Origin of the sequence: Streptomyces sp. NPDC059649 (genome assembly GCF_042734445.1) — a bacterium.
Taxonomy (GTDB): domain Bacteria; phylum Actinomycetota; class Actinomycetes; order Streptomycetales; family Streptomycetaceae; genus Streptomyces.
This window is the reverse complement of record NZ_JBHWDV010000029.1, coordinates 67786-85958: the sequence shown is the minus strand read 5'-3', so window position 1 is coordinate 85958 and position 18173 is coordinate 67786. Positions and strand designations below refer to the sequence as shown.

Sequence of the window (18173 nt, the reverse complement as noted above, 5' to 3'; positions counted from 1 at the left end):
CACACTGCTGAACACTGAAGTCAGTTGGAGGCGATCGGACGTGGCGGACCCACGGTCGGCAGGCGCACCGACCGTCCTGCGGGTGGTGCTCGGCAAGCGACTGCAGGACCTGCGCGAAAAGGCGGGACTCTCCTACGAGCAGGCCGCGGCGGCCCTGGACGTGACCCACGCCACCGTCCGGCGGATGGAGAAGGCCGAGGTCGGACTCAAACTCCCCTACGTCGAGAAGCTGCTGGCGACCTACGGCGTCACCGACGAGGAGGAGATCGAGGGCTTCCTCGGCCTGGCCCGCGAGGCCAACAAACCCGGCTGGTGGCACCGCTTCCGGGACGTCCTCCCGGAGTGGTTCAGCGCCTTCGTCAGCCTGGAGGGCGAGGCCAACCTCATCCGCGCCTACCAACCCCACTACGTTCCCGGCCTGCTGCAGACCGAGGACTACGCCACCGCCGTGCTCCGCGCCGGGATGCCGCACGCCTCCGGCGCGGAGATCGACCGCATCGTCGCCCTGCGCAGGGAACGGCAGTCCCTGCTGACCCGCGACAACGCGCCGATGCTCTGGGTGGTCATGGACGAGACCGTCCTGCGGCGTCCGATCGGCGGGCCCAAGGTGATGCGCGACCAGATCACCCGGCTCATGGAGGCCACCGCGCTGCCGAACGTCCGGCTGCAGGTGATGCCCTTCGCCGCCGGACCGCACCCCGCCATGTACGGACCCTTCCACATCTTCCGTTTCCCGATCCCGGAACTCCCGGACATCGCCTACACGGAAAGCCTCGTCGGAGCCGTGTACTTCGACCAGCGCAACGACGTTTCGCAGTACCTGGAGGCCCTGGACCGGATGTGTGCGCAGGCCGCGCCGGCACACACCACCGAGGCCATTCTGGGTGGCTTTCGCAAGGAGATCTGAACCCCCCATGGATCGCATACGCATCTACAACGGCATGCCCGCCAAAGAACTGGGCACAGAGGGCTGGCACAAACCGTGGAGCGGCGGAAACGGTGGCGAGTGCGTCGAGGCCATGCGGCTGGGGGACGGCCGGATCGCCCTGCGCCAGTCCACCGACCCGGACGGCCCGGCGCTGATCTACACCCACCGCGAAATGGTCAGCTTCATCGAGGGCGCCAAGGCCGGCCACGCCGACTTCCTGCTCACCGCGGCACCGGCCGGCCGGTGCACCGACCGGAGGCCGGCATGACCGGGCAGCAACTCCCCCCGGAAGACTCGGACTTCGAGGTCCCGGAGATCGGACCGTACGCCCCCGGCCCCGAACACACCGGCTTCTCCGCCGAGGAGATCGACACCAGCCGGCCGCACCCGGCCCGGATGTACGACTACTACCTCGGCGGCTGGGACAACTACGAGGTCGACCGGGTGGCCGCCGAGCGCGTCATCGAGGTCCACCCCCAGGTACGGCTCAGCGCCCGCGCCAACCGCGCCTTCCTGCGCCGCGCGGTGCGCACCGTCGTCGACGCCGGCGTCCGCCAGCTCATCGACATCGGCACCGGCATCCCGACCTCGCCCAACACCCACGAGGTGGCCCGCGGGACCGCACCCGACTGCCGGGTCGTCTACGTCGACAACGACCCGATCGTCGCCACCCACGCCGGCGCCCGGCTCACCAACACCACACAGACCGGCTTCGTGCTCGGCGACGTCCGCGACCCCAAGGCGATCCTGGACCAGCCCGTGGTCCGGGAGCTGATCGACTTCGACGAACCGGTGGCGCTGCTGCTCGTCGCCGTCCTGCACTTCCTCCGGGACGCCGAGGACCCGGCCGGCGTGATCGCCACCCTCGCCGAGGCACTCCCCGCCGGCAGCCACCTCGTCCTGTCGCACGCCACCGGCGAACCCTACGAGGGCTACCCGGGCGGCCGTACCGACGAGGTCGCCCGGGCGGGGGTGGAGGACGTCTACAAGAGCGCCACGGCCAGCCTCAACCTGCGCTCCAAGGCCGGCATCGAGCCGCTCTTCGGGCCGTTCACCCTCCTCGACCCGGGCGTCGTCCGCGTCCCGCTGTGGCGGCCGGACGGACCGGTGCCCGACGCCGAGGAACTCAACAACACCATCTTCTACGGCGGCGTCGGCCGCAAGGACTGACCGGCCGGCTCGGCCGCCGCCGCGGGCTCGGGAACCACACCGCGCAGGCCCTCCGGACCGATGAGGGCCGTGTGCGTGCCCGGCGAGGTGCACGCGTACGCCCCCGCGACCGCGCCCAGGCGTGCGCAGTCCTCCAGTTGCCGGCCCGCCAGCCGGCCGTAGAGGAAGCCGCAGACGAAGGCGTCGCCGGCCCCGTTGCTGTCCACGACGGGGCCCGGCGGCACCGCGGCCGGCACCGGCCGCGGGGTCCGGTCGTCCGGCGTGAGCAGATACGCGCCGCCCGCGCCGGCCGTCGCCACGACCGCCCGGGCCCGCCCCTGCCGCAGGATCTCCTGCATCACCTGCCCGATCCGCTCGCCCGCCCCGGCCGTGCTCAGGAACACCAGGTCCGAGCGGAACGCGAACTCCCGGTGGTGGTCCGTCAGACCGTCCCAGTCGTGCAGGTCGGTGGAGACCGGAAGGCCGAGCGCCTCGATGTCGTCGTAGAGGAAGCGGGTGAAGTGGGTGATCGACAGATGGACGTGCCGGGCCCGGCGCAGCACCGGCAGATAGTGCTCCGGCGGCATCCGCAGATCGAGCGGGTCCCGCCCGTCGTAGAAGGACATCCGGCGGCCGTCGGGGGCGACGAGGTTCACCGCGCGCCGGGTGCCGTGCGGGGAGACCAGCGGCCGGAAGTCCACACCGGTGCCGGCCAGTCGCTCGCGGACCAGCGCCCCGGGAGGGTCGTCGCCGATGAAGTCCACGAATCCGGTGGTCAGTCCGAGCGCCGCACAGCCCAGCGCGACGCCGGTCCCGGTGTGGCCGGCCCATTCCCTGATGGGCGGGACCGGGTGGGAATCGGCGGGCGGTACGGGCAGCGCGCCGACCGGCACGACGGTGTCCACGCCCGACCCGCCCACCACGAGTACGTCATATGCGTCATACGGCTCAGATACCTGCTGGAATGTCACGAGCGTCCCTGCATCCCTTGCTGGTGAGACGAATCCCTTGCTGGTGAGACCGTTCGCGGACCGGGTGCGTCCGCTGCCGGGAGTCTAGACGCCGCGCCGCCCGAAGCCGGGATGTCCGGGACGGGGGTGGCACGAGGAGGGGACGCGACGCGCAGGGCTCCCCGCCGGTGCACCGTGACCGGCGCGGAACGGGCGCGGGCGGGCCGCCGGAGGAAGCTGCCCCAGGGCGCCGCGGCGGCCCCGACTCCCGTGGCGGCAAGGGTGGTTGACACGGACGACGGCCGCACTGAAGTCTGAGGGACGGACATGATCAGGTCCCGCGGGCGGTGCTCCGTTGCGGGCACGAACGCGCCGCGGCCGGGTCCGGCGAACGGGTTCCGGGCCGGGCGGCGCGCGGGCCGGGCGGCGGCCGGAGCGGCCCGGCGGGGAGCGAGGCAGGAATGGCAGAGCACTCCAATGGCGGGCGGACCGCGCTGGTGATCGGCGGCGGCCTCGCCGGAATGCTGGCCGCCACCGCCCTCACCGGCCACGTCGACACCGTCACCGTCGTCGAACGCGACCGCTACCCCGAGGGCCGCGCCTTCCGCAAGGGCGTACCCCAGGCACGCCATCTGCACATCCTCCTCAGCGGCGGCCGGCGCGCGCTGGAGGAATTGCTGCCCGGCACCGTCGCCGCCCTCACCGACGCGGGCGCCCGCAGCCTGTACCTGTCGCGCGATCTGCTCACCCGTACGCCCGCCGGCTGGCAGCGCCGGTTCGACGAGCGCCGCCATCCGACGCTCAGCGTCACCCGGCCGGTGCTGGACGCCGTGGTCCGGGAACGCGCGCTGGCGGCGGCCGCCGGCTCGGCCACCCGCATCGAGGTCCTGGAGGCGACCGAGGTCACCGGCCTGACCGGGAACGCCGACCGGGTCACCGGGGTGCGCGTCCGCGCCCGGGCCGGCGCGGCCGGCGCCCGCACCGAGCGGGAATTGCCCGCCACCCTCGTCGTGGACGCCTCCGGCCGCGGCTCCCGGGCGCCCCAGTGGTACGCGGCACTGGGCCGGCCCGCCCCCGAGGAGGAGACCGTCGACTCCGGCCTCGCCTACGCCACCCGGATGTACCGCCCCAAGGACCCGGACGCCGCAGCCGACGCGGGGGTCAACGTCCCCGGCTGGCCGGGCTGCCCGCGCGGTGCGGCCTACGTCCCCGTCGAGGACGGCAACTGGCTGCTGACCCTGTCGGGGGTGCGCGGGCACCACCCGCCCACGGACCCGGCGGAGTTCACCGCCTTCACCGCCACCATCGGCGACCAGTACGTCCACGAACTGCTCGCGCGGGCCGAACCGCTCTCCCCGGTGCACGGCTTCCGCGACACCTGCAACCGCCGCCGGCGCTTCGAGCGCCCCGGTGCCCTGCCCGAGGGCCTGCTCGTCCTGGGGGACGCCGGCTGCACCTTCAACCCCGTGTACGGGCAGGGCATGTCGGTCGCCGCACTGGGCGCGCTGGCGGTGCGCGGCACGCTGGCCGCCCGCGGCGGACCGCGTCCCGGTGTCGCGGCCGAGGCGCAGCGCGCGGTCGCCCGCGCCGCGGAAACCGCCTGGCTCGCCGCGGTGGGCGCGGACCGCCCGTACGCCACCGGCGACGGCGCCCGCGCGGGCCTCGGTGAGCGGCTCGGCACCTGGTACCTCGACCGGCTCACCGTGCGCGCCGCCATCGACCCCGTGGTCGGCGCGGCCTTCCGCGACGTCTTCAGCCTCACCGCCCCGCCCGCTCGCCTGGTCACCCCGCGGGTCCTGCTGCGCACGGTCCTGCTGCCCCGCCGCCCCGCGCTGCCCGCCCCGCCGGCGGCCGTCGAACCGCTCTGACGGGCCCCCGCGGCCCGGCCCCGAAATCCGGCTGCACCGGCGCCCGTCCCCGCGCCATGCTGAGGCATGACGTGGACCACGACCCGGAACCCGGACACGTTCGAGGCGGCGGCGGGGGAGTTCCTGCGCGGCCGGCCGGTGGCGCACACGGTGCTGCTCTCGGTGGCGTCCTCGTTGCGGACGCTCGGCCCCGACGCGTACGGGGATGACGCCCCGGCCTTCGGATGGTGGCGGCCGGACGGAGCGGGGGAGGCCACGGGGGCGTTTGTGTGGACGCCGCCGCGTCCGGTGCTGCTCTCCCCGATGCCGGAGGCCGCGGCCGCCGCGCTGGCCGACGTCCTCGCCCGCGAGCGGCCCCGGCCGCCCGGAGTGAACGGCTGCCGGCCCGTCGCCGAGGCGTTCGCCACCGCCTGGCGGCGACGGCACGGCGGAACGCTTCGCACCGCCTCCCGCCGCCGCCTCCACCGGCTCACGGAACTGACGCCTCCGCACCCCGCACCACCCGGCGCCGCCCGCACCGCCACGCCCGCCGACCGGGACCTGCTGCGTGACTGGTTCGCGGCCTTCGCCGCCGAGATCGGCGGCCCGCCGTGGCGCGACGCCGGGCGCTCGACGACCGGATCGCGGACGGCCGCTGCCTGCTGTGGGAGGACCGGGGCCGCCCGGTCTCGATGGCCGGTGTCACCCGCACGCTGGCCGGCACGGCCCGGGTCACCCCCTTCCACACCCCGCCCGAGCTGCGCGGACGCGGTTTCGCCGGGGCGGTCACCGCCGCGGTCTCGGCCGCCGCCCGGTCCGCCGGGGCCCGGGAGGTGGTGCTGTTCACCGATCTCGCCAACCCCACCAGCAATGCGCTCTACCGACGACTGGGGTACCGGGCGGTGGAGGACCACGTCGTACGGGAATGCCACGCCGGGGAGACGGCCGGTCACGGAATGTGAGCCGGGGCCGCGGTGTTGAGGGGAGGTGCGAAGTGGCCGGGGTGGGGCGGAACCCACCGGTCCCGTGGCCCGTTCACTTCGCGACCGCCCCGACCATGGAGGTGCCGTGCCCGGTTCCCGTTCCCGCCGTACCCGACTGTCCGCGCTGCGTCCCGCGAGCTTCGGCGCCCGGCCCACCGGTGAGCGGCTGGCGAGGATACGCAGGTCGCCGCAGTTCGTGGACGGCCAGTTCCGCAACCCGGTGCAGACCCGGCAGCTGCTCGACGGCTCCGCGCTGCCGATGGCGCGCACCCAGCTGAACCGCGAGGGGCGGCTGCGCCGGGCCCCGGTCGGCCGGATTCCGGTGTACGGCGAGACCGCTGCCGACCTGCGCGTTCCGCCCGCTTCCGGGCTGCGGCTGACGTGGCTGGGGCATTCGACCGTACTGGCGGAGATCGACGGGCGGCGGGTGCTCTTCGACCCGGTGTGGGGCGAGCGCTGTTCGCCGTTCACCTGGGCGGGCCCGAAGCGGATGCACCCGATGCCGGTGGAGCTTGCCGAGCTGGACCCGGTCGACGCCGTGGTGATCTCCCACGACCACTACGACCATCTCGACATGTCCACGATCCAGGCCCTGATCCGCACCGGCGCGGTCTTCGTCGTCCCGCTGGGGGTCGGCGCCGACCTGGAGTTCTGGGGCGTGCCCGCGGCGCGGATCACCGAGCTGGACTGGCACGAGTCCACCCGCGTCGGCGACCTCACCCTCACCGCCACCCCGGCCCAGCACTTCTGCGGCCGCGGTCTGCGGGGTCCGCAGCACACCCTCTGGGCCTCCTGGGTCGTCGCCGGCCCCGACCACCGCATCTTCCACAGCGGCGACACCGGCTACTTCCCCGGCTTCGCGGAGATCGGCGCGGCGCACGGCCCGTTCGACGCCACGATGATCCAGATTGGTGCGTACAGCGAGTTCTGGCCGGACATCCACATGGACCCCGCCCAGGGCGTTCAGTCCCATCTGGATCTGCAGGGCGGCGCACCGACCGGTGTCCTGCTGCCGATCCACTGGGGCACCTTCAACCTCGCCCCGCACCCCTGGGCCGAGCCGGCCGAATGGACGCTGAGCGCGGGCCGGAAGGCCGGGGTGACCACCGTCCACCCCAGACCGGGCGAGCCGTTCGAGCCGGCCGGTCCGCCGGTCGGCTATCCGTGGTGGCGGGCGGTCGCGGTGCCGCCGGTCCAGGGGTGGCCCGCCTGGCCGCCGGTGGGGGCCGCGGTCCTGGACGCCGATCTCGCCGCGGACCGCTGAGCCGGACGGCTGCGGCACCGGGCGCCGGTCAGTCCGCGCGTCCGGTCGCCGCCACCGTCACCCCGAGGCCGATCATCGCGAACCCCCCGGCGCCGCCGATCAGCGACAGCCGGCGCTCGGACCGGGCGAACCAACCGCGGGCCGCCGAGGCGGTGAGCCCCCACACCGTGTCCGTGACCAGGCCGATGCCGATCGGCACCAGACCCAGTACGAGCATCTGGGCGGGCAGCCCGCCCGCCGCCTGGTCCACGAACTGCGGGAGCACGGCGGCGAAGAAGACGATCCCCTTGGGGTTGGTGCAGCCGACGAGCACTCCGTCGGCGACCGTCCGCAGATCGCCGCGGGCCGGCCGCCCGGACGGCCGTACGTCGGTGACCTTCATGTCCTTGCGGTGGCGGAACGCCTGCACGCCGAGGAAAACCAGATAGGCCGCGCCGGCCAGCTTCACGGCCAGAAACACCGTGACGGACCGCTCGACCAGCGCACCGAGACCGAACGCCACCGCGGCCACCAGCAGGTACGAGCCGAGCACATTGCCCAGGACCGTGGCCAGCGCGGTCCGGCGGCCGTGCGCCAGGGCCCGGCCGATCACGAAGAGCACGCTCGGCCCCGGAATCACGATCACCAGCAGCGACATCACCGCAAAGCCCAGCAGCCGGTCGGCCGACACCATATCCCTCACCTCGCGGGCCATTGAACCAGCCGGGCCGGCCCCGCACGAGGGCCGGGAGACCCTGGAGATCGCGCGCTACTGGGCCGCCTCCTTGGGCGGGCTCATCCACACCGTGTCGTCGCAGACGTTCAGCAGGGAGCGCCGGCCGGACTCGTCCCGGGCGGTTATGGACCGCAGGGAGCGGTCGTGCGGTGCGGCCACCGTCGCCTCCACATTGCTGACCAGGCACTCGGCGGACGGGATGCCGGGCTCGGCGTCCTTGTAGCGCAGTGCCGTCGTCACCGTGCCGCCGGCGCGCAGATCGATGGGCGGCGGGACCGCGCCGCGCCCCTTGCCGCCGGCCATCGGCCCCTTGCCGACATGCACCTCGAAGAGCGGGTAGCCGCCGAAGACGCACGGCCGGGACGTTTTGTTGACGATCGTCAGGCGGGCGCTACGGTGCATGCCGTGCGCCGGCTTCTTGAGCACCGTGAGCTTCCACCGCAGCCCCTTGGTGGTGCAGTTGGCGTGCAGTGCCGCCATCCGCGGTGAACCGCAGCCGGTCAGGCCGAGACCGGCGGAGACGGTCAGGACGAGCGCGGCCGATGTCGCCGCGAGAAGTGAACGCCGCCGCACGGCTCCCCCATTCCTCACGAATTCATTCCCTGCCGTGTAAGGAGGGGTTTGACGCACGGTCGGTTGCCTCGGACCGCGGTGCGCGTGAGGAAGATCTCTCCGCCGGCGGCGCTCTCCTTGCCCGCGGCGGAACTTCAGCGGGTCGTGAACGACGTGCGGAGGGCCGCCCGGTCCTCCCAGGAATCCGCCGCCGGCCCCTTGGCCATGTGAAATACCCCTCCCGCGCCGCGCCGGGCGCGAACAGCACCAGGAATTCGGCCGGTTCACCGGAGATGTTCCCGAACGAGTGCACCCCGCCCGGAGGAATGTAGAGGTAATCGCCCCGCGACGCGTCGAACCAGCGCTCGCCGTCGAAGACATGTATCTCGCCCGAGAGCACGTAGAACGACTCGGACATCGTTTTGTGGAAATGCGGACCGGTGCCGCCCACCGCCGGCCCGATGCGGTTCTGGTCGAGCCCTAAGAGCCCGTCCGTCGTCAGCCGCATGTACGGCGGCGGGCAGCCGGGGCACCTCCGCGTGGATCGAGCGGACCAGCGCGAAGTGCTCGGGGGGAAGTGGAGACGCCGGCCTCGGCGGCGATCGCATCGACCTCGGCCCGGGCGTACCCCTCGCGCCCGAACACCTGGCGCGCGGCCTGCGCGATCCGTGCCGGCGTGCACGTACCAAAGCGGTGGTCACCCGGCGGAGTTCGGTGAGCGGATCGGCGCCGCGCGTCGCACCTCGACGACGCGGTGGCGTGTGACGTTCCGGCACGCCGCCGGACGACTCGAGCCACGGCAGGCGCGCGTCCCGGGAATACCGTGTCGCCATGGTGCGTGCCGCGGGTCCTCGGGCCGATCGACCGGACGGACCCGCGGGTCGGGGCCGGTCCCTGGCCCCGCTTCTCGCGGTCTGTGCGGGCTACTTCATGGTCATCCTGGACGTGACCGTGATCAACGTCGCCGTACCGGTGGTCGGGCGGGAGCTGTCGGCCTCGCTCACCGGCATCCAGTGGATCACGGACGGCTACACCCTGGTCTTCGCCGGTCTGCTGCTCACCGGCGGCGCACTGGGGGACCGGCTGGGCAACCGCCGGATCTTCTGCACCGGGGTGGTGGTGTTCACCGTCGCCTCCGCCGGCTGCGGACTCGCCCGGAGCGCCGGTTTCCTGGTCGCCGCCCGGCTGGGCGAAGGGCTCGGCGCGGCACTGATCGTGCCCGGCTCCCTCGCCCTCCTCCAGCAGGCCTATCCCTCACCCGCCGAGCGCTCCCGGGCCTTCGGCCTCTGGGGCTCGATGGCCGGAATCGCCGCCTCCGCCGGTCCGCTCCTCGGCGGTCTGCTGGTCACCACCGTGGGCTGGCGCTGGGTGTTCTTCATCAACCTGCCCGTCGGAGCCGCCTGCCTGTTGCTGACGCTGCGTCATGTGTCCGTCTCGGCCCGGCGGGCGGACCGCCCCGTGGACTGGCCGGCGCAGGGTGCGCTGGTCGCGACGGTGGCCCTGCTGACCGCCGTCCTCAACGAGGCGGGACGACGTGGCTGGACGGACCCCCTGATCCTCGCCGGGGCCGGCCTGTGCCTGCTGTCCGCTGCCGGATTCCTCCTGCGCGAACGCCTCGCCCGCACCCCCGTACTGCCCCTCGCGCTGCTGCGCTCCCGCCCGATGAGCGGGGCCGCGGCCATCGGCCTGCTGTTCAACTTCGCCTTCTACGGCATGATCTTCACCGCCAGCCTCTCCTTCCAGCACCACCGCGGCCTGACCGCGCTGCGCACCGGACTCGCGCTCTTCCCGGCGGTGGCCATGACGATGTTCGCCTCCGTCCTGTCCGGGCGGCTGGCCCGCCGCACCGGACACCGGCCCCTCGTGGTGACGGGCATGCTGCTGGCATCGGCAGGCCTCGCCGGCTGGGCCGCCGCGGGCCAGGAACCGGAGTACGCCCTGCTGGTGGCTCCGATGATGGCGGCGGGCTTCGGTACGTCCTTCGCCCTCACCGGAGCAACCGCCACCGTGATGTCGGCCGCCCCGGACACCTACGCCGGCACCGCCTCCGCCCTGTTCAACACCACCCGACAGGTCGGCAGCGCCGCAGGCGTGGCGCTGGGCGGCTCCCTGCTGGCCGGCACCGCCGGCTTCACCACCGGGCTGCGCCTCAGCATGGCCATCGGCGCCACCGCGTACCTGACGGCCGCCGCCCTCGCCCTCTTCTGCATCCCACGGCCGGCACCGTCCGGCGCCACCGGGTGAGGCGAGCGGCCCGACGACGTATCCGGCTGCCGGCCGGCCGGCTCGGGCACGGTGACGGTCGGCCTTTCGCCGAGAAGGCCACGGCCCGGCGCTACACCCGCGACCGCGGCGCACTGCCGTCCGGGCCGACGGTCGACGGCTCCCGGGCCGGCGGGCCATCGGGCGCGTAACGCCGCCTCGCCGTGGTGAGGGTGACGGCGTAGAGGGCGAGGACCGCGGCGAGGAGTGCGTCGTACAGGGGCGGCGGGGCGGCCATGTCCAAGAGCGGGGCCAGCGGGGACAGCGGGAGCAGGAGGCCGAGGGCGGCGAGGGCGGTGACGGCGAGGTGGACCGGGCCGATCGTGCGGCGTCCGGGGGCGGGCCGGCCGGTGCGCAGGAGCAGCATCATCATCGCCTGGGTCAGCAGGTTCTCGGTGAACCAGCCGGCGTGGAACACCGCCGGGCCGCCGGGGCCGCCCGTGACGCGCACGGCGAGTGCCAGCGCCCCGAAGGTGGCCAGGTCCGCGGCCGCGTTGAGGAGGCCGAAGGCCATGACGTAGCGGAGCACCGCGCGTGGCCGCAGGACGGCCGGGCCGTCTGCCGCGCCGGGCGCCGGCCGGTCGTAGGCGTACGCGAGCTGGGCCGCGTCGAAGCAGAGGTTCTGCACCAGGACCTGGGCGGGGAGCATCGGCAGGAACGGCAGCAGCAGGCCGGCGGCGAGCATCGCGAGCACGTTGCCCAGGTTGGAGGAGAGCGTGATCCGCAGGTACGCGGCGATGGTGGCGCTGCTGTGGCGTCCGGCGGTGAGCGCACGGTCGAGGGACGTCAGGTCCTTGTCGGCCAGCACGACATCGGCGCCCTCACGGGCCACGGCCACCGCACCCCGGGGACAGATGCCCACATCGGCGGTGAGCAGCGCCGGCAGGTCGTTGACGCCGTCGCCGAGGAACCCGGTGGTCCGGCCGCTCTCGCGCAGCGCGGCCACGATCCGGGCCTTGTCCTGGGCGGTGCAGCGCGCCACGACGCTGGCCCGCTCGACGGCCGCGGCGAGCGACGGCCCGCCGACCGACCGGAGCTGATCGGCCGTCAGTACCTCGCCGGGCTCCAGACCGAGATCGCGGCAGGCCCGGGCGGCGGTGCCGGGGTGGTCGCCGGTGAGCACCTTCACCGCGACCCCGCGCCGGGCGAGGCCGGCCAGCGCGGCCCGGGCGGTGGGGGCGAGCGCGTCACGGAGGGCGACCCAGCCGAGGAAGGTGAGCCCCCGAAGGTCCCGCTCCCCGTAAGCCCCGGAACGGGCCGGGCGTTCGGCGCGCGCGACGGCGAGCAGCCGCAGCCCGCCGGCCGCCTCCGTCGCCGCGAGGTCGAGCAGCCGCCGGCGTTCCCCCTCGGTCAGTTCCGCCTCCGTACCGTCCCGCCGGACGCGTCCGCAGCGGCCGAGGACGTCCTCGACGGCACCCTTGACGACGAGCGTGTGCCGGCCGTACGAGCCCGGGCTGCGGACGACGGCGGCGGCGAGCCGGTGGGCGGGGTCGAACGGCAGCGCGGCGATCCCGTCGTGGGCGAGCGGATCCGCGCCGTACGCCGCCGAGGCGTCGAGGACCGCCTCGTCGAGGGAGTCCGGTGCGGGCAGTTCGGCGAGTTCGAGGGCCCAGAAGCTGCCCACCGACGCCCAGTTGAGCACGTCCGGATCGTCGGCCCCCCGGGCGTCCACGGACCGCGTCACCACCGGCCGGTCCTGGGTCAGGGTGCCGGTCTTGTCCAGGCACAGCACCTCGATCGCCCCGAGGTCGTGCAGCGCCGGAAGCCGTTTGACGATCACGCCGCCGGTGCGGGCGAGCGCCGAGGCACCGCGCGCGAGCGTCGCCGTCACGATCACCGGCAGCATCTCCGGCGTGAGACCCACCGCCACCGCGATCGCGAACGGCAGCGTCGTCAGGCCCCGCCCGCGCAGCGCGGCGTTCGCCATCAGCACCACCGGCGGGGTCAGCAGCATGAAGCGGATCAGCGTCCAGGCGATGCCGTGCACCGAGCGGTCGAAGGCGCTCTCCGTCCGCCGCCGGGCCGGGCCCGGGTGCGCGGCGGCGAACCGGGTGTCCGCACCGGTGGCGACGACCAGGGCCGTTGCGCTCCCGGAGGCCACACTGCTGCCCTGGAAGCAGAGGTGGGGCGGCTCGGGCGCCCCGTCGTCCGTATCGGGCGGGACATCGAGGGCGTACTTCGGTACCGGGGCGGACTCGCCGGTCAGTGCGGCCTGGTGCACGGTCAGCCCGCTGGCGCGCAGCAACCGGACATCGGCCGGCACCAGATCGCCGGGCCCGAGCCGGATCACGTCCCCGACGACGAGCTGGTCGACGGGGAGTTCCCGGACCACCGGCGCCGCGCCGTCGTCCGCGCGGCGCTGCACGGAGGCCGTGGTGGCGACCAGTTCGCGCAGCGAAGCCATCGCCCGGCCGGCCTGGTGCTCGCCGCCCGAGCGCAGCAGACAGCTCACCACGACCAGCACCAGGACCACGCAGGCGGTGCCCCATGAGGCGATGGCCGCCGACACCAGCCCGAGACAGAGCAGCACCGCGGTGAACGGGTCCCGCAGACTGCCGAGGAAGCGCCGCGGCCAGGAGACCGGCCGCCAGCTGGGGGCGACGTTCTCGCCGTCCCGGACCAGGCGTTCCTCGGCCTGCTCCGCGGTCAGTCCGCGCGGCCCGGCAGCCAGCCGGCGCAGCAGCTCCAGCGTCGTCAGCCGGGCCGGGTCCGCGCTGCCGGGGCCGGCGCACGGATCGGCGTGGGCCCGTACGGCGGCCGCCCGCAGCGGAGTGCGGCCGCCGCCCGGCGCCGCGGTGGTCCCGGGCACGCGGACTCAGGCGCCGAAGGAACGGAGGTCGGCGGCGGCCGCGGACCGTCCGGTGCGGCGGGCGTCCAGCCGGTCGAACAACAGGCGTACCACCGCCACCACATCGGGGTCGTCGACGAAGTACACGACCCGGCGGCCCTCCCGGCGCGAGCGCACCAGACCGGCGAGCTTCAGCTTCGTCAGATGCTGGCTCACCGCCGGCAGCGCCCCGCCGATCCGCTCCGCGAGCCCGCTCACATCGCGTTCGCCCTGCGTCAGCGCCCAGACGATGTGCAACCGAGGCGGCGCGGCCAGCAGTCCGAACACCGCGGCCGCCTCGGCCAGCATCTCGGTGGACGGGTCGTCCACCGCGCCGCCGTCGCCCGTGCCGCGTCCGCCCACTGCCGTCTCCGTCCCCCTGGTGGGACGCCGTTCCCGTCCCGACCGGGTCAGTCTAGGTGCCGCCGGCCAGCGGGCCGCGGGCACCGGGACGCCACACCGGGGCCCCCGAGGACCGGTCGACCTCCGTTGTTGCGCGCGGCTTTCTCACTCCCCGCGCTGCTCCCCCCACTGACTGCCAGAAATCCACCACCATCCGCTCATAGCGGCTACCGAACGCCAGCGCCTCGCGCTGTCCGCGGGTCAGCAACTCGCCCCTCCGCTCGGCCAGTTCCTCGTAAACCCCGAGCGTGCGGTGGTGCTCGGCGAGTTGTCCGCCCGCCCGACTGCCGCACCTCCGACAGCAGCCCCGCCTCCACCAGCCGGTCGCACTGCGCGTACACCCGCGCATGCGGCATCGACCAGAACGCCGCGACCGTACCGGGTCGAGGAGGGAGGACGGTGACGGGTCACCCCGGCCACAGCGCCGGCGGAAACTGGCACACTCCTGCCTCATGAAGACGGCGACCGGCAGCCTGGACGAGGTGGACCGCGGACTGGTGCACGCCCTGCGGATCGACGGACGGGCGCCGTTCCTGCTCATCGGGGAGGTGCTCGGGGTGTCCGAGAGCACCGTCGCCCGCCGCTACCGGAGGCTGCGTTCCGCCGGGACCCTGCGCGTGGCCGGCACGCTCAACGGTGCCCGGCTCGGCCACCACGCCTGGACGATCCGGCTGCGGTGCACACCGGACGCGGCGGGACCCCTCGCCACGGCACTCGCCGCCCGCACCGACACCTCGTACGTGTATCTGCTCTCCGGCGGAACCGAGATCTCGTGCACCGCCCAGACCCCCACCGCCGACGAGAGCGAGGCCCTGCTCCTGCACAAACTGCCCAGGACCGCCCGGGTCACCTCCGTTTCCGCCCATCTGCTCCTGGGCCACTACGCGTTGCCCCACACCTGGGCAGGTCCGGCGTGCCTCACCCCGGAACAGACGGCGCTGCTGAACCCGCCGGGGCCCCTGACCGACGGCACCGGTGAGGCGCCCGGGGAGGCCGGGGTTGCGGTCGGGCCGGACGACCGGCCGCTGTTCGACGTGCTGGCGCGGGACGGGCGGGCCGGCCACCCCGAACTCGCCGCCGCCACCGGGTGGTCCAAGTCGACCGTGCGCCGCCGGGTGGCCGCCCTGCGCCGGGCCGGTGTGCTCACCTTCCTCGTCGACGTCCCTCCCGCCGCCCTCGGCTTCCGCGCCGAAGCGCGCCTGTGGATCTCCGTACGGCCGTCCCGGCTCGCCGAGGTGGGCTCGGCGATGGCCGAGCACCCGGAGGTGTCGCTGGTGGCGCTGACCACCGGGCCGACCAATCTGCTCGCGGCCGTGAACTGCCGGGACTCCGTCGACCTCGCGCGGTATCTGACCGAGCGGATCGCGGCACTGGACGCGATCCGCTCGATCGAGACGGCGCCGGTCATCCGCACCGTGAAGCGGGCCGGCGCCCTGCTGCCCCGTCCCGCCCGCTGACACGGCAGCGGGCGGGACGGGGGTGGGTGGGCGGTGCTTTCAGGAGACCTGGAGGCCTTCCGGAGACCGGACGCCGTCAGGACATCTGGAGCAGCTCCCGAGAGCGGACGCCGTCAGGACACCTGCAAGGACGTGTCGTCGAGGACGAAGCTGGTCTGCAGGCTGGTGTCCTCGGTGGCGGTGAAGGTGAGCGTGATCCGCTGGCCGACGTAGGGGCTGAGGTCCAGGGTGTGCTGGGCGTAGCCGGCGGCCGCGTCGGTGTTGGACCAGCTCGTCAGGGTCTTGTCACCGACCTTGACCCGGAAGGTGTCATAGGCGGTGTGGTCGGTCTCCGCGGTGTCGATGTGCAGCCAGTACGTCAGCGTCGCCCTGAGGCATCCGGCGGGCAGGGTCAGCGACTGGCTGAGGGTGTCGGTCGCGGCGGAGCCGTAGCCGCCGAGCCACGCGAACCGGCTGCCGCCGTGGGCGGACTGCCCGCTGTGGGCGCCGATCGTGCCGGTGTCGCCGGTCCACGGCGAAGTGCCGTTCTCGAAGCCCCCGTTGGCGAGCAGCTGCCCGGCGGTGCATCCTCCGGCGCCCTTGACCGTCAGGGAGAAGGACGTGGTGTGGGTGACCGCCCCGGGCCCGGAGCCGGTGCCGGTGACCGTGAGCGGGTACGTCCCGGGAGCGGCGGACGCCGCGGTGGCGACGGTCATCGTGGAGCTCGCACCGCTGGTCACCGAGGCGGGGCTGAACGAGACGGTCACGCCCGCCGGAGCGCCCGACGCCGACAGCGCCACCGTCTGGGCGGAGCCCCTGGTGGTCTGTGTGGCGATCGTCGCGGTGAGGGACTCGCCCGGCGTGACGCTGCCCGAGGCGGGGTTGGCGGTCAGCGAGAAGTCGTTGGCGGGGGTGGAGCCGGCGACGGCGAGTTTCCACAGCGTGGCGGCGATGCCGTCGACACTGCGGTCCAGTCCGGTGGCGTTGATGTTGGCGGTGGTGTCACAGGACTGGTGGTAGCAGGAGTCATAGGCGCGGTTGGCGGTGCCGCCCCACTTCGCCGCCTGGGCGGAGGTCTTCCGGGCGCCGGCGCCCATCGCGTACCCGGACGTCGGGATGCCGGCCTGCTCGAAGGAGTAGTCGTCGGACCGGCCCGCGCCTTCGGTGTTCTCCTCCGGCTGGAGACCGAGCGAGTCCCAGTACGCCTTCATCGGCTGGGCGGCGGTGGAGGTGAGGTGGTTGATGAAGTAGCCGCCGTTGGGCGAGGCGATCATGTCGAAGTTGTAGTACGCCTTGATCCGGGACCGCTCGGCGGACGAGAGCGAACGGACGTAGAAGTCCGAGCCGTTGAGGCCCTGTTCCTCGTCCGTCCACCAGGCGAACCGGGCCCGGGCCGCCATCGCCGGGTGGCGCTCCGCGAGGGTGAGGGCGGTCTCCAGGAGGGCCGCCGAACCGGAACCGTTGTCGTTGATGCCGGGCCCGGCCCCGACACTGTCGAGGTGCGAGCCGAACATGTATACCGACGAGGTGTCGCCCTGGGGCCACTCGGCGATCAGATTGGGCCCGGCCCCGCCGGCGCAGCCGGAGGTGCAGGGCTGCTCGGTGACGGTGTAACCGGCCGACTGCAGACGGCCTTTGACGTAGGCGACCGAGTCCCGGTAGCCCTGACCGCTGGATTTACGGGTGCCGCCGTTACGGTTCGCGATGGCGTTGAGCTCGGTCAGATGCGCCTGGACCTTGGTGACGTCGATGTCGGGGGCGTCGTCGGCGGCGCGGGTGTCAAGGGCGCGGACGGGGGAGGCGGCGGTGGTGGCGGGGGTGGCGTGGCTGGCTGCTGCCGTGACGGGTGCGGCGGACGCGGGGGCTGTGGTGAGCAGCGCGGAGGCGAGGGTGACGGCGAGGGAGGCGCCGGTCACCGCGAGTCTTCGTAACACCAGGGCTCCTTGAGGGGGTTGGGGGGTGAGGGGTGGTACGCCGGAGGCATGGGGTGCGTGCGTACGCCGTGCCCGGTCGGGCGGCGGGTTGCCCAGTGGGGGATGAGCAGGTCCGCGCCCTAGGGGATGGGCATGTCCATGCCCTGCATGGCGGCCGTACCATCACACCGCCGACGCCCTGACGTCAACGGATGTCCCGCCGCGGAGCAGTGTTTGTCGGAAAACAGCAGGCGATGCCCGATATCCGGGCACTTTTCGGGGAGGGCGGGAGTGCGGGATGGGCAGCCCGCCGAAACGCCGGAGGGGCGGCTGCCGCCGCCCCTCCGGGAGATGTGGAGATGTTCCGTACCGCGTCAGACGACGGGCCCGGAGCCGCCCGGCCGGATACGGCCGCGCCATGCGCCGGTCTCCCTCGCGCGCTGCTCGATGTACTCCTTGAAGCGCCGCAGATCGCCCTTGGTGCGACGGTCGATCAGACCGGTCATGTCCGCGGTCTTCTCCGCGGCCCCGGTCGGCTCGACCTCCATCACGAGCTGCACCCGGGTGTGGCTGTCGTCCAGGCGCTGGAAGCTGACCACACCCCTCTGCCGGGTGTCGCCCGCGGTGGTCCGCCAGGCGATCCGCTCGTCCGGGAGCTGGTCGATGATCTCGGTGTCGAATTCCCGCCGGATACCACCGATCTTGGTGGTCCAATGGTTATGGCGGTCGTCGATTTGGCGGATCTCCTCGACGCCCTCCATGAATTGCGGGAACTCCTCGAACTGCGTCCACTGGTTGTAGACGGTGCGGACCGGGACCTCGACGTCTACCGTCTCCTTCACCGTGCTCATGTCCACTCCTCCTCAGCGGTGACAATTCCAACTGGGCGGCCCGTCGTGCGCATTCCGCACCGGGCCGGCGCTCCTCCGCGTACCCGCCCGCACC

17 protein-coding genes are annotated in these 18173 nt (G+C 73.7%); 8 read left to right on the top strand and 9 right to left on the bottom strand.

Features of this window, described 5'->3' with window-relative positions; genetic code table 11:
- Positions 1-40: 40 nt before the first annotated feature.
- The 3 genes from ACFV1J_RS26415 to ACFV1J_RS26405 are packed head-to-tail and all read left to right on the top strand — an operon-like array spanning position 41 to position 2098.
- Entirely contained in the window at positions 41-907 is an 867-nt protein-coding gene (locus tag ACFV1J_RS26415) for a helix-turn-helix transcriptional regulator (protein ID WP_265364510.1), read from the top strand.
- Positions 908-914: 7 nt separating this feature from the next.
- Positions 915-1196: a DUF397 domain-containing protein gene (locus ACFV1J_RS26410; protein ID WP_385861975.1), complete on the top strand. Its 282-nt coding sequence runs from the start codon at positions 915-917 to the stop codon at positions 1194-1196.
- Positions 1193-2098: an SAM-dependent methyltransferase gene (locus ACFV1J_RS26405; protein ID WP_385861973.1), complete on the top strand. Its 906-nt coding sequence runs from the start codon at positions 1193-1195 to the stop codon at positions 2096-2098. The genes ACFV1J_RS26410 and ACFV1J_RS26405 overlap by 4 nt, the downstream gene beginning before the upstream one ends.
- Here the strand turns inward: ACFV1J_RS26405 and ACFV1J_RS26400 are convergent.
- On the bottom strand, positions 2071-3048 hold the full coding sequence (locus tag ACFV1J_RS26400) for a carbohydrate kinase family protein (RefSeq protein WP_385861970.1): 978 nt from the start codon (positions 3046-3048) through the stop codon (positions 2071-2073). The genes ACFV1J_RS26405 and ACFV1J_RS26400 overlap by 28 nt on opposite strands.
- A 440-nt stretch (positions 3049-3488) precedes the next feature.
- On the opposite strand from ACFV1J_RS26400, the gene ACFV1J_RS26395 reads away from it, so the two are divergent.
- The 3 genes from ACFV1J_RS26395 (at position 3489) to ACFV1J_RS26385 (ending at position 7121) form a co-directional block, all read left to right on the top strand.
- Complete coding sequence (locus ACFV1J_RS26395) at positions 3489-4895, top strand: NAD(P)/FAD-dependent oxidoreductase (RefSeq protein ID WP_385861968.1); 1407 nt, start codon at positions 3489-3491, stop codon at positions 4893-4895.
- Positions 4896-5485: 590 nt separating this feature from the next.
- Entirely contained in the window at positions 5486-5836 is a 351-nt protein-coding gene (locus ACFV1J_RS26390; RefSeq protein ID WP_385861966.1) for a GNAT family N-acetyltransferase, read from the top strand.
- A 106-nt stretch (positions 5837-5942) separates the two neighbouring features.
- The gene (locus ACFV1J_RS26385) at positions 5943-7121 is read left to right on the top strand and encodes an MBL fold metallo-hydrolase (protein WP_385861964.1); all 1179 of its coding nucleotides are present in this window, start codon (positions 5943-5945) and stop codon (positions 7119-7121) included.
- A 28-nt stretch (positions 7122-7149) separates the two neighbouring features.
- Here ACFV1J_RS26385 and ACFV1J_RS26380 read toward each other — a convergent pair whose 3' ends face one another.
- The 4 genes from ACFV1J_RS26380 to ACFV1J_RS26365 all read right to left on the bottom strand — a co-directional run bounded on the left by ACFV1J_RS26380 (position 7150) and on the right by ACFV1J_RS26365 (position 9186).
- Positions 7150-7794 carry a LysE family translocator gene (locus ACFV1J_RS26380; RefSeq protein WP_385861962.1) on the bottom strand — a complete coding sequence of 215 codons (645 nt, stop codon included), beginning with the start codon at positions 7792-7794 and terminating at the stop codon, positions 7150-7152.
- A 75-nt stretch (positions 7795-7869) separates the two neighbouring features.
- Positions 7870-8409, bottom strand: coding sequence for a DUF4232 domain-containing protein (locus ACFV1J_RS26375; protein WP_385861960.1), 540 nt, complete (start codon positions 8407-8409; stop codon positions 7870-7872).
- A gap of 22 nt (positions 8410-8431) precedes the next feature.
- Entirely contained in the window at positions 8432-8806 is a 375-nt protein-coding gene (locus tag ACFV1J_RS26370; protein WP_385862017.1) for a cupin domain-containing protein, read from the bottom strand.
- Positions 8807-8886: 80 nt separating this feature from the next.
- Positions 8887-9186 carry a TetR family transcriptional regulator gene (locus tag ACFV1J_RS26365; RefSeq protein WP_385861958.1) on the bottom strand — a complete coding sequence of 100 codons (300 nt, stop codon included), beginning with the start codon at positions 9184-9186 and terminating at the stop codon, positions 8887-8889.
- Positions 9187-9219: 33 nt separating this feature from the next.
- Here ACFV1J_RS26365 and ACFV1J_RS26360 point away from each other — a divergent pair, with 33 nt between their 5' ends.
- Entirely contained in the window at positions 9220-10632 is a 1413-nt protein-coding gene (locus tag ACFV1J_RS26360; RefSeq protein WP_385861956.1) for an MFS transporter, read from the top strand.
- 91 nt (positions 10633-10723) lie between these two features.
- Here ACFV1J_RS26360 and mgtA read toward each other — a convergent pair whose 3' ends face one another.
- Positions 10724-13459, bottom strand: a complete 2736-nt coding sequence (gene mgtA, locus ACFV1J_RS26355; RefSeq protein ID WP_385861954.1) for a magnesium-translocating P-type ATPase — start codon at positions 13457-13459, stop codon at positions 10724-10726.
- 6 nt (positions 13460-13465) lie between these two features.
- Positions 13466-13786, bottom strand: coding sequence for an ArsR/SmtB family transcription factor (locus ACFV1J_RS26350; RefSeq protein WP_385862014.1), 321 nt, complete (start codon positions 13784-13786; stop codon positions 13466-13468).
- Positions 13787-14331: 545 nt separating this feature from the next.
- Between ACFV1J_RS26350 and ACFV1J_RS26345 the strand changes: the two genes are divergently transcribed.
- On the top strand, positions 14332-15336 hold the full coding sequence (locus ACFV1J_RS26345; protein ID WP_385861952.1) for an Lrp/AsnC family transcriptional regulator: 1005 nt from the start codon (positions 14332-14334) through the stop codon (positions 15334-15336).
- Positions 15337-15449: 113 nt separating this feature from the next.
- On the opposite strand, the gene ACFV1J_RS26340 is transcribed toward ACFV1J_RS26345, so the two are convergent.
- Both ACFV1J_RS26340 and ACFV1J_RS26335 read right to left on the bottom strand, forming a co-directional pair.
- Entirely contained in the window at positions 15450-17249 is a 1800-nt protein-coding gene (locus ACFV1J_RS26340; protein WP_385861950.1) for a M28 family peptidase, read from the bottom strand.
- A gap of 353 nt (positions 17250-17602) precedes the next feature.
- A complete protein-coding gene (locus ACFV1J_RS26335; protein WP_385861948.1) occupies positions 17603-18079 on the bottom strand; it encodes an SRPBCC family protein in 477 nt (158 codons plus the stop codon).
- Positions 18080-18173: the final 94 nt, after the last annotated feature.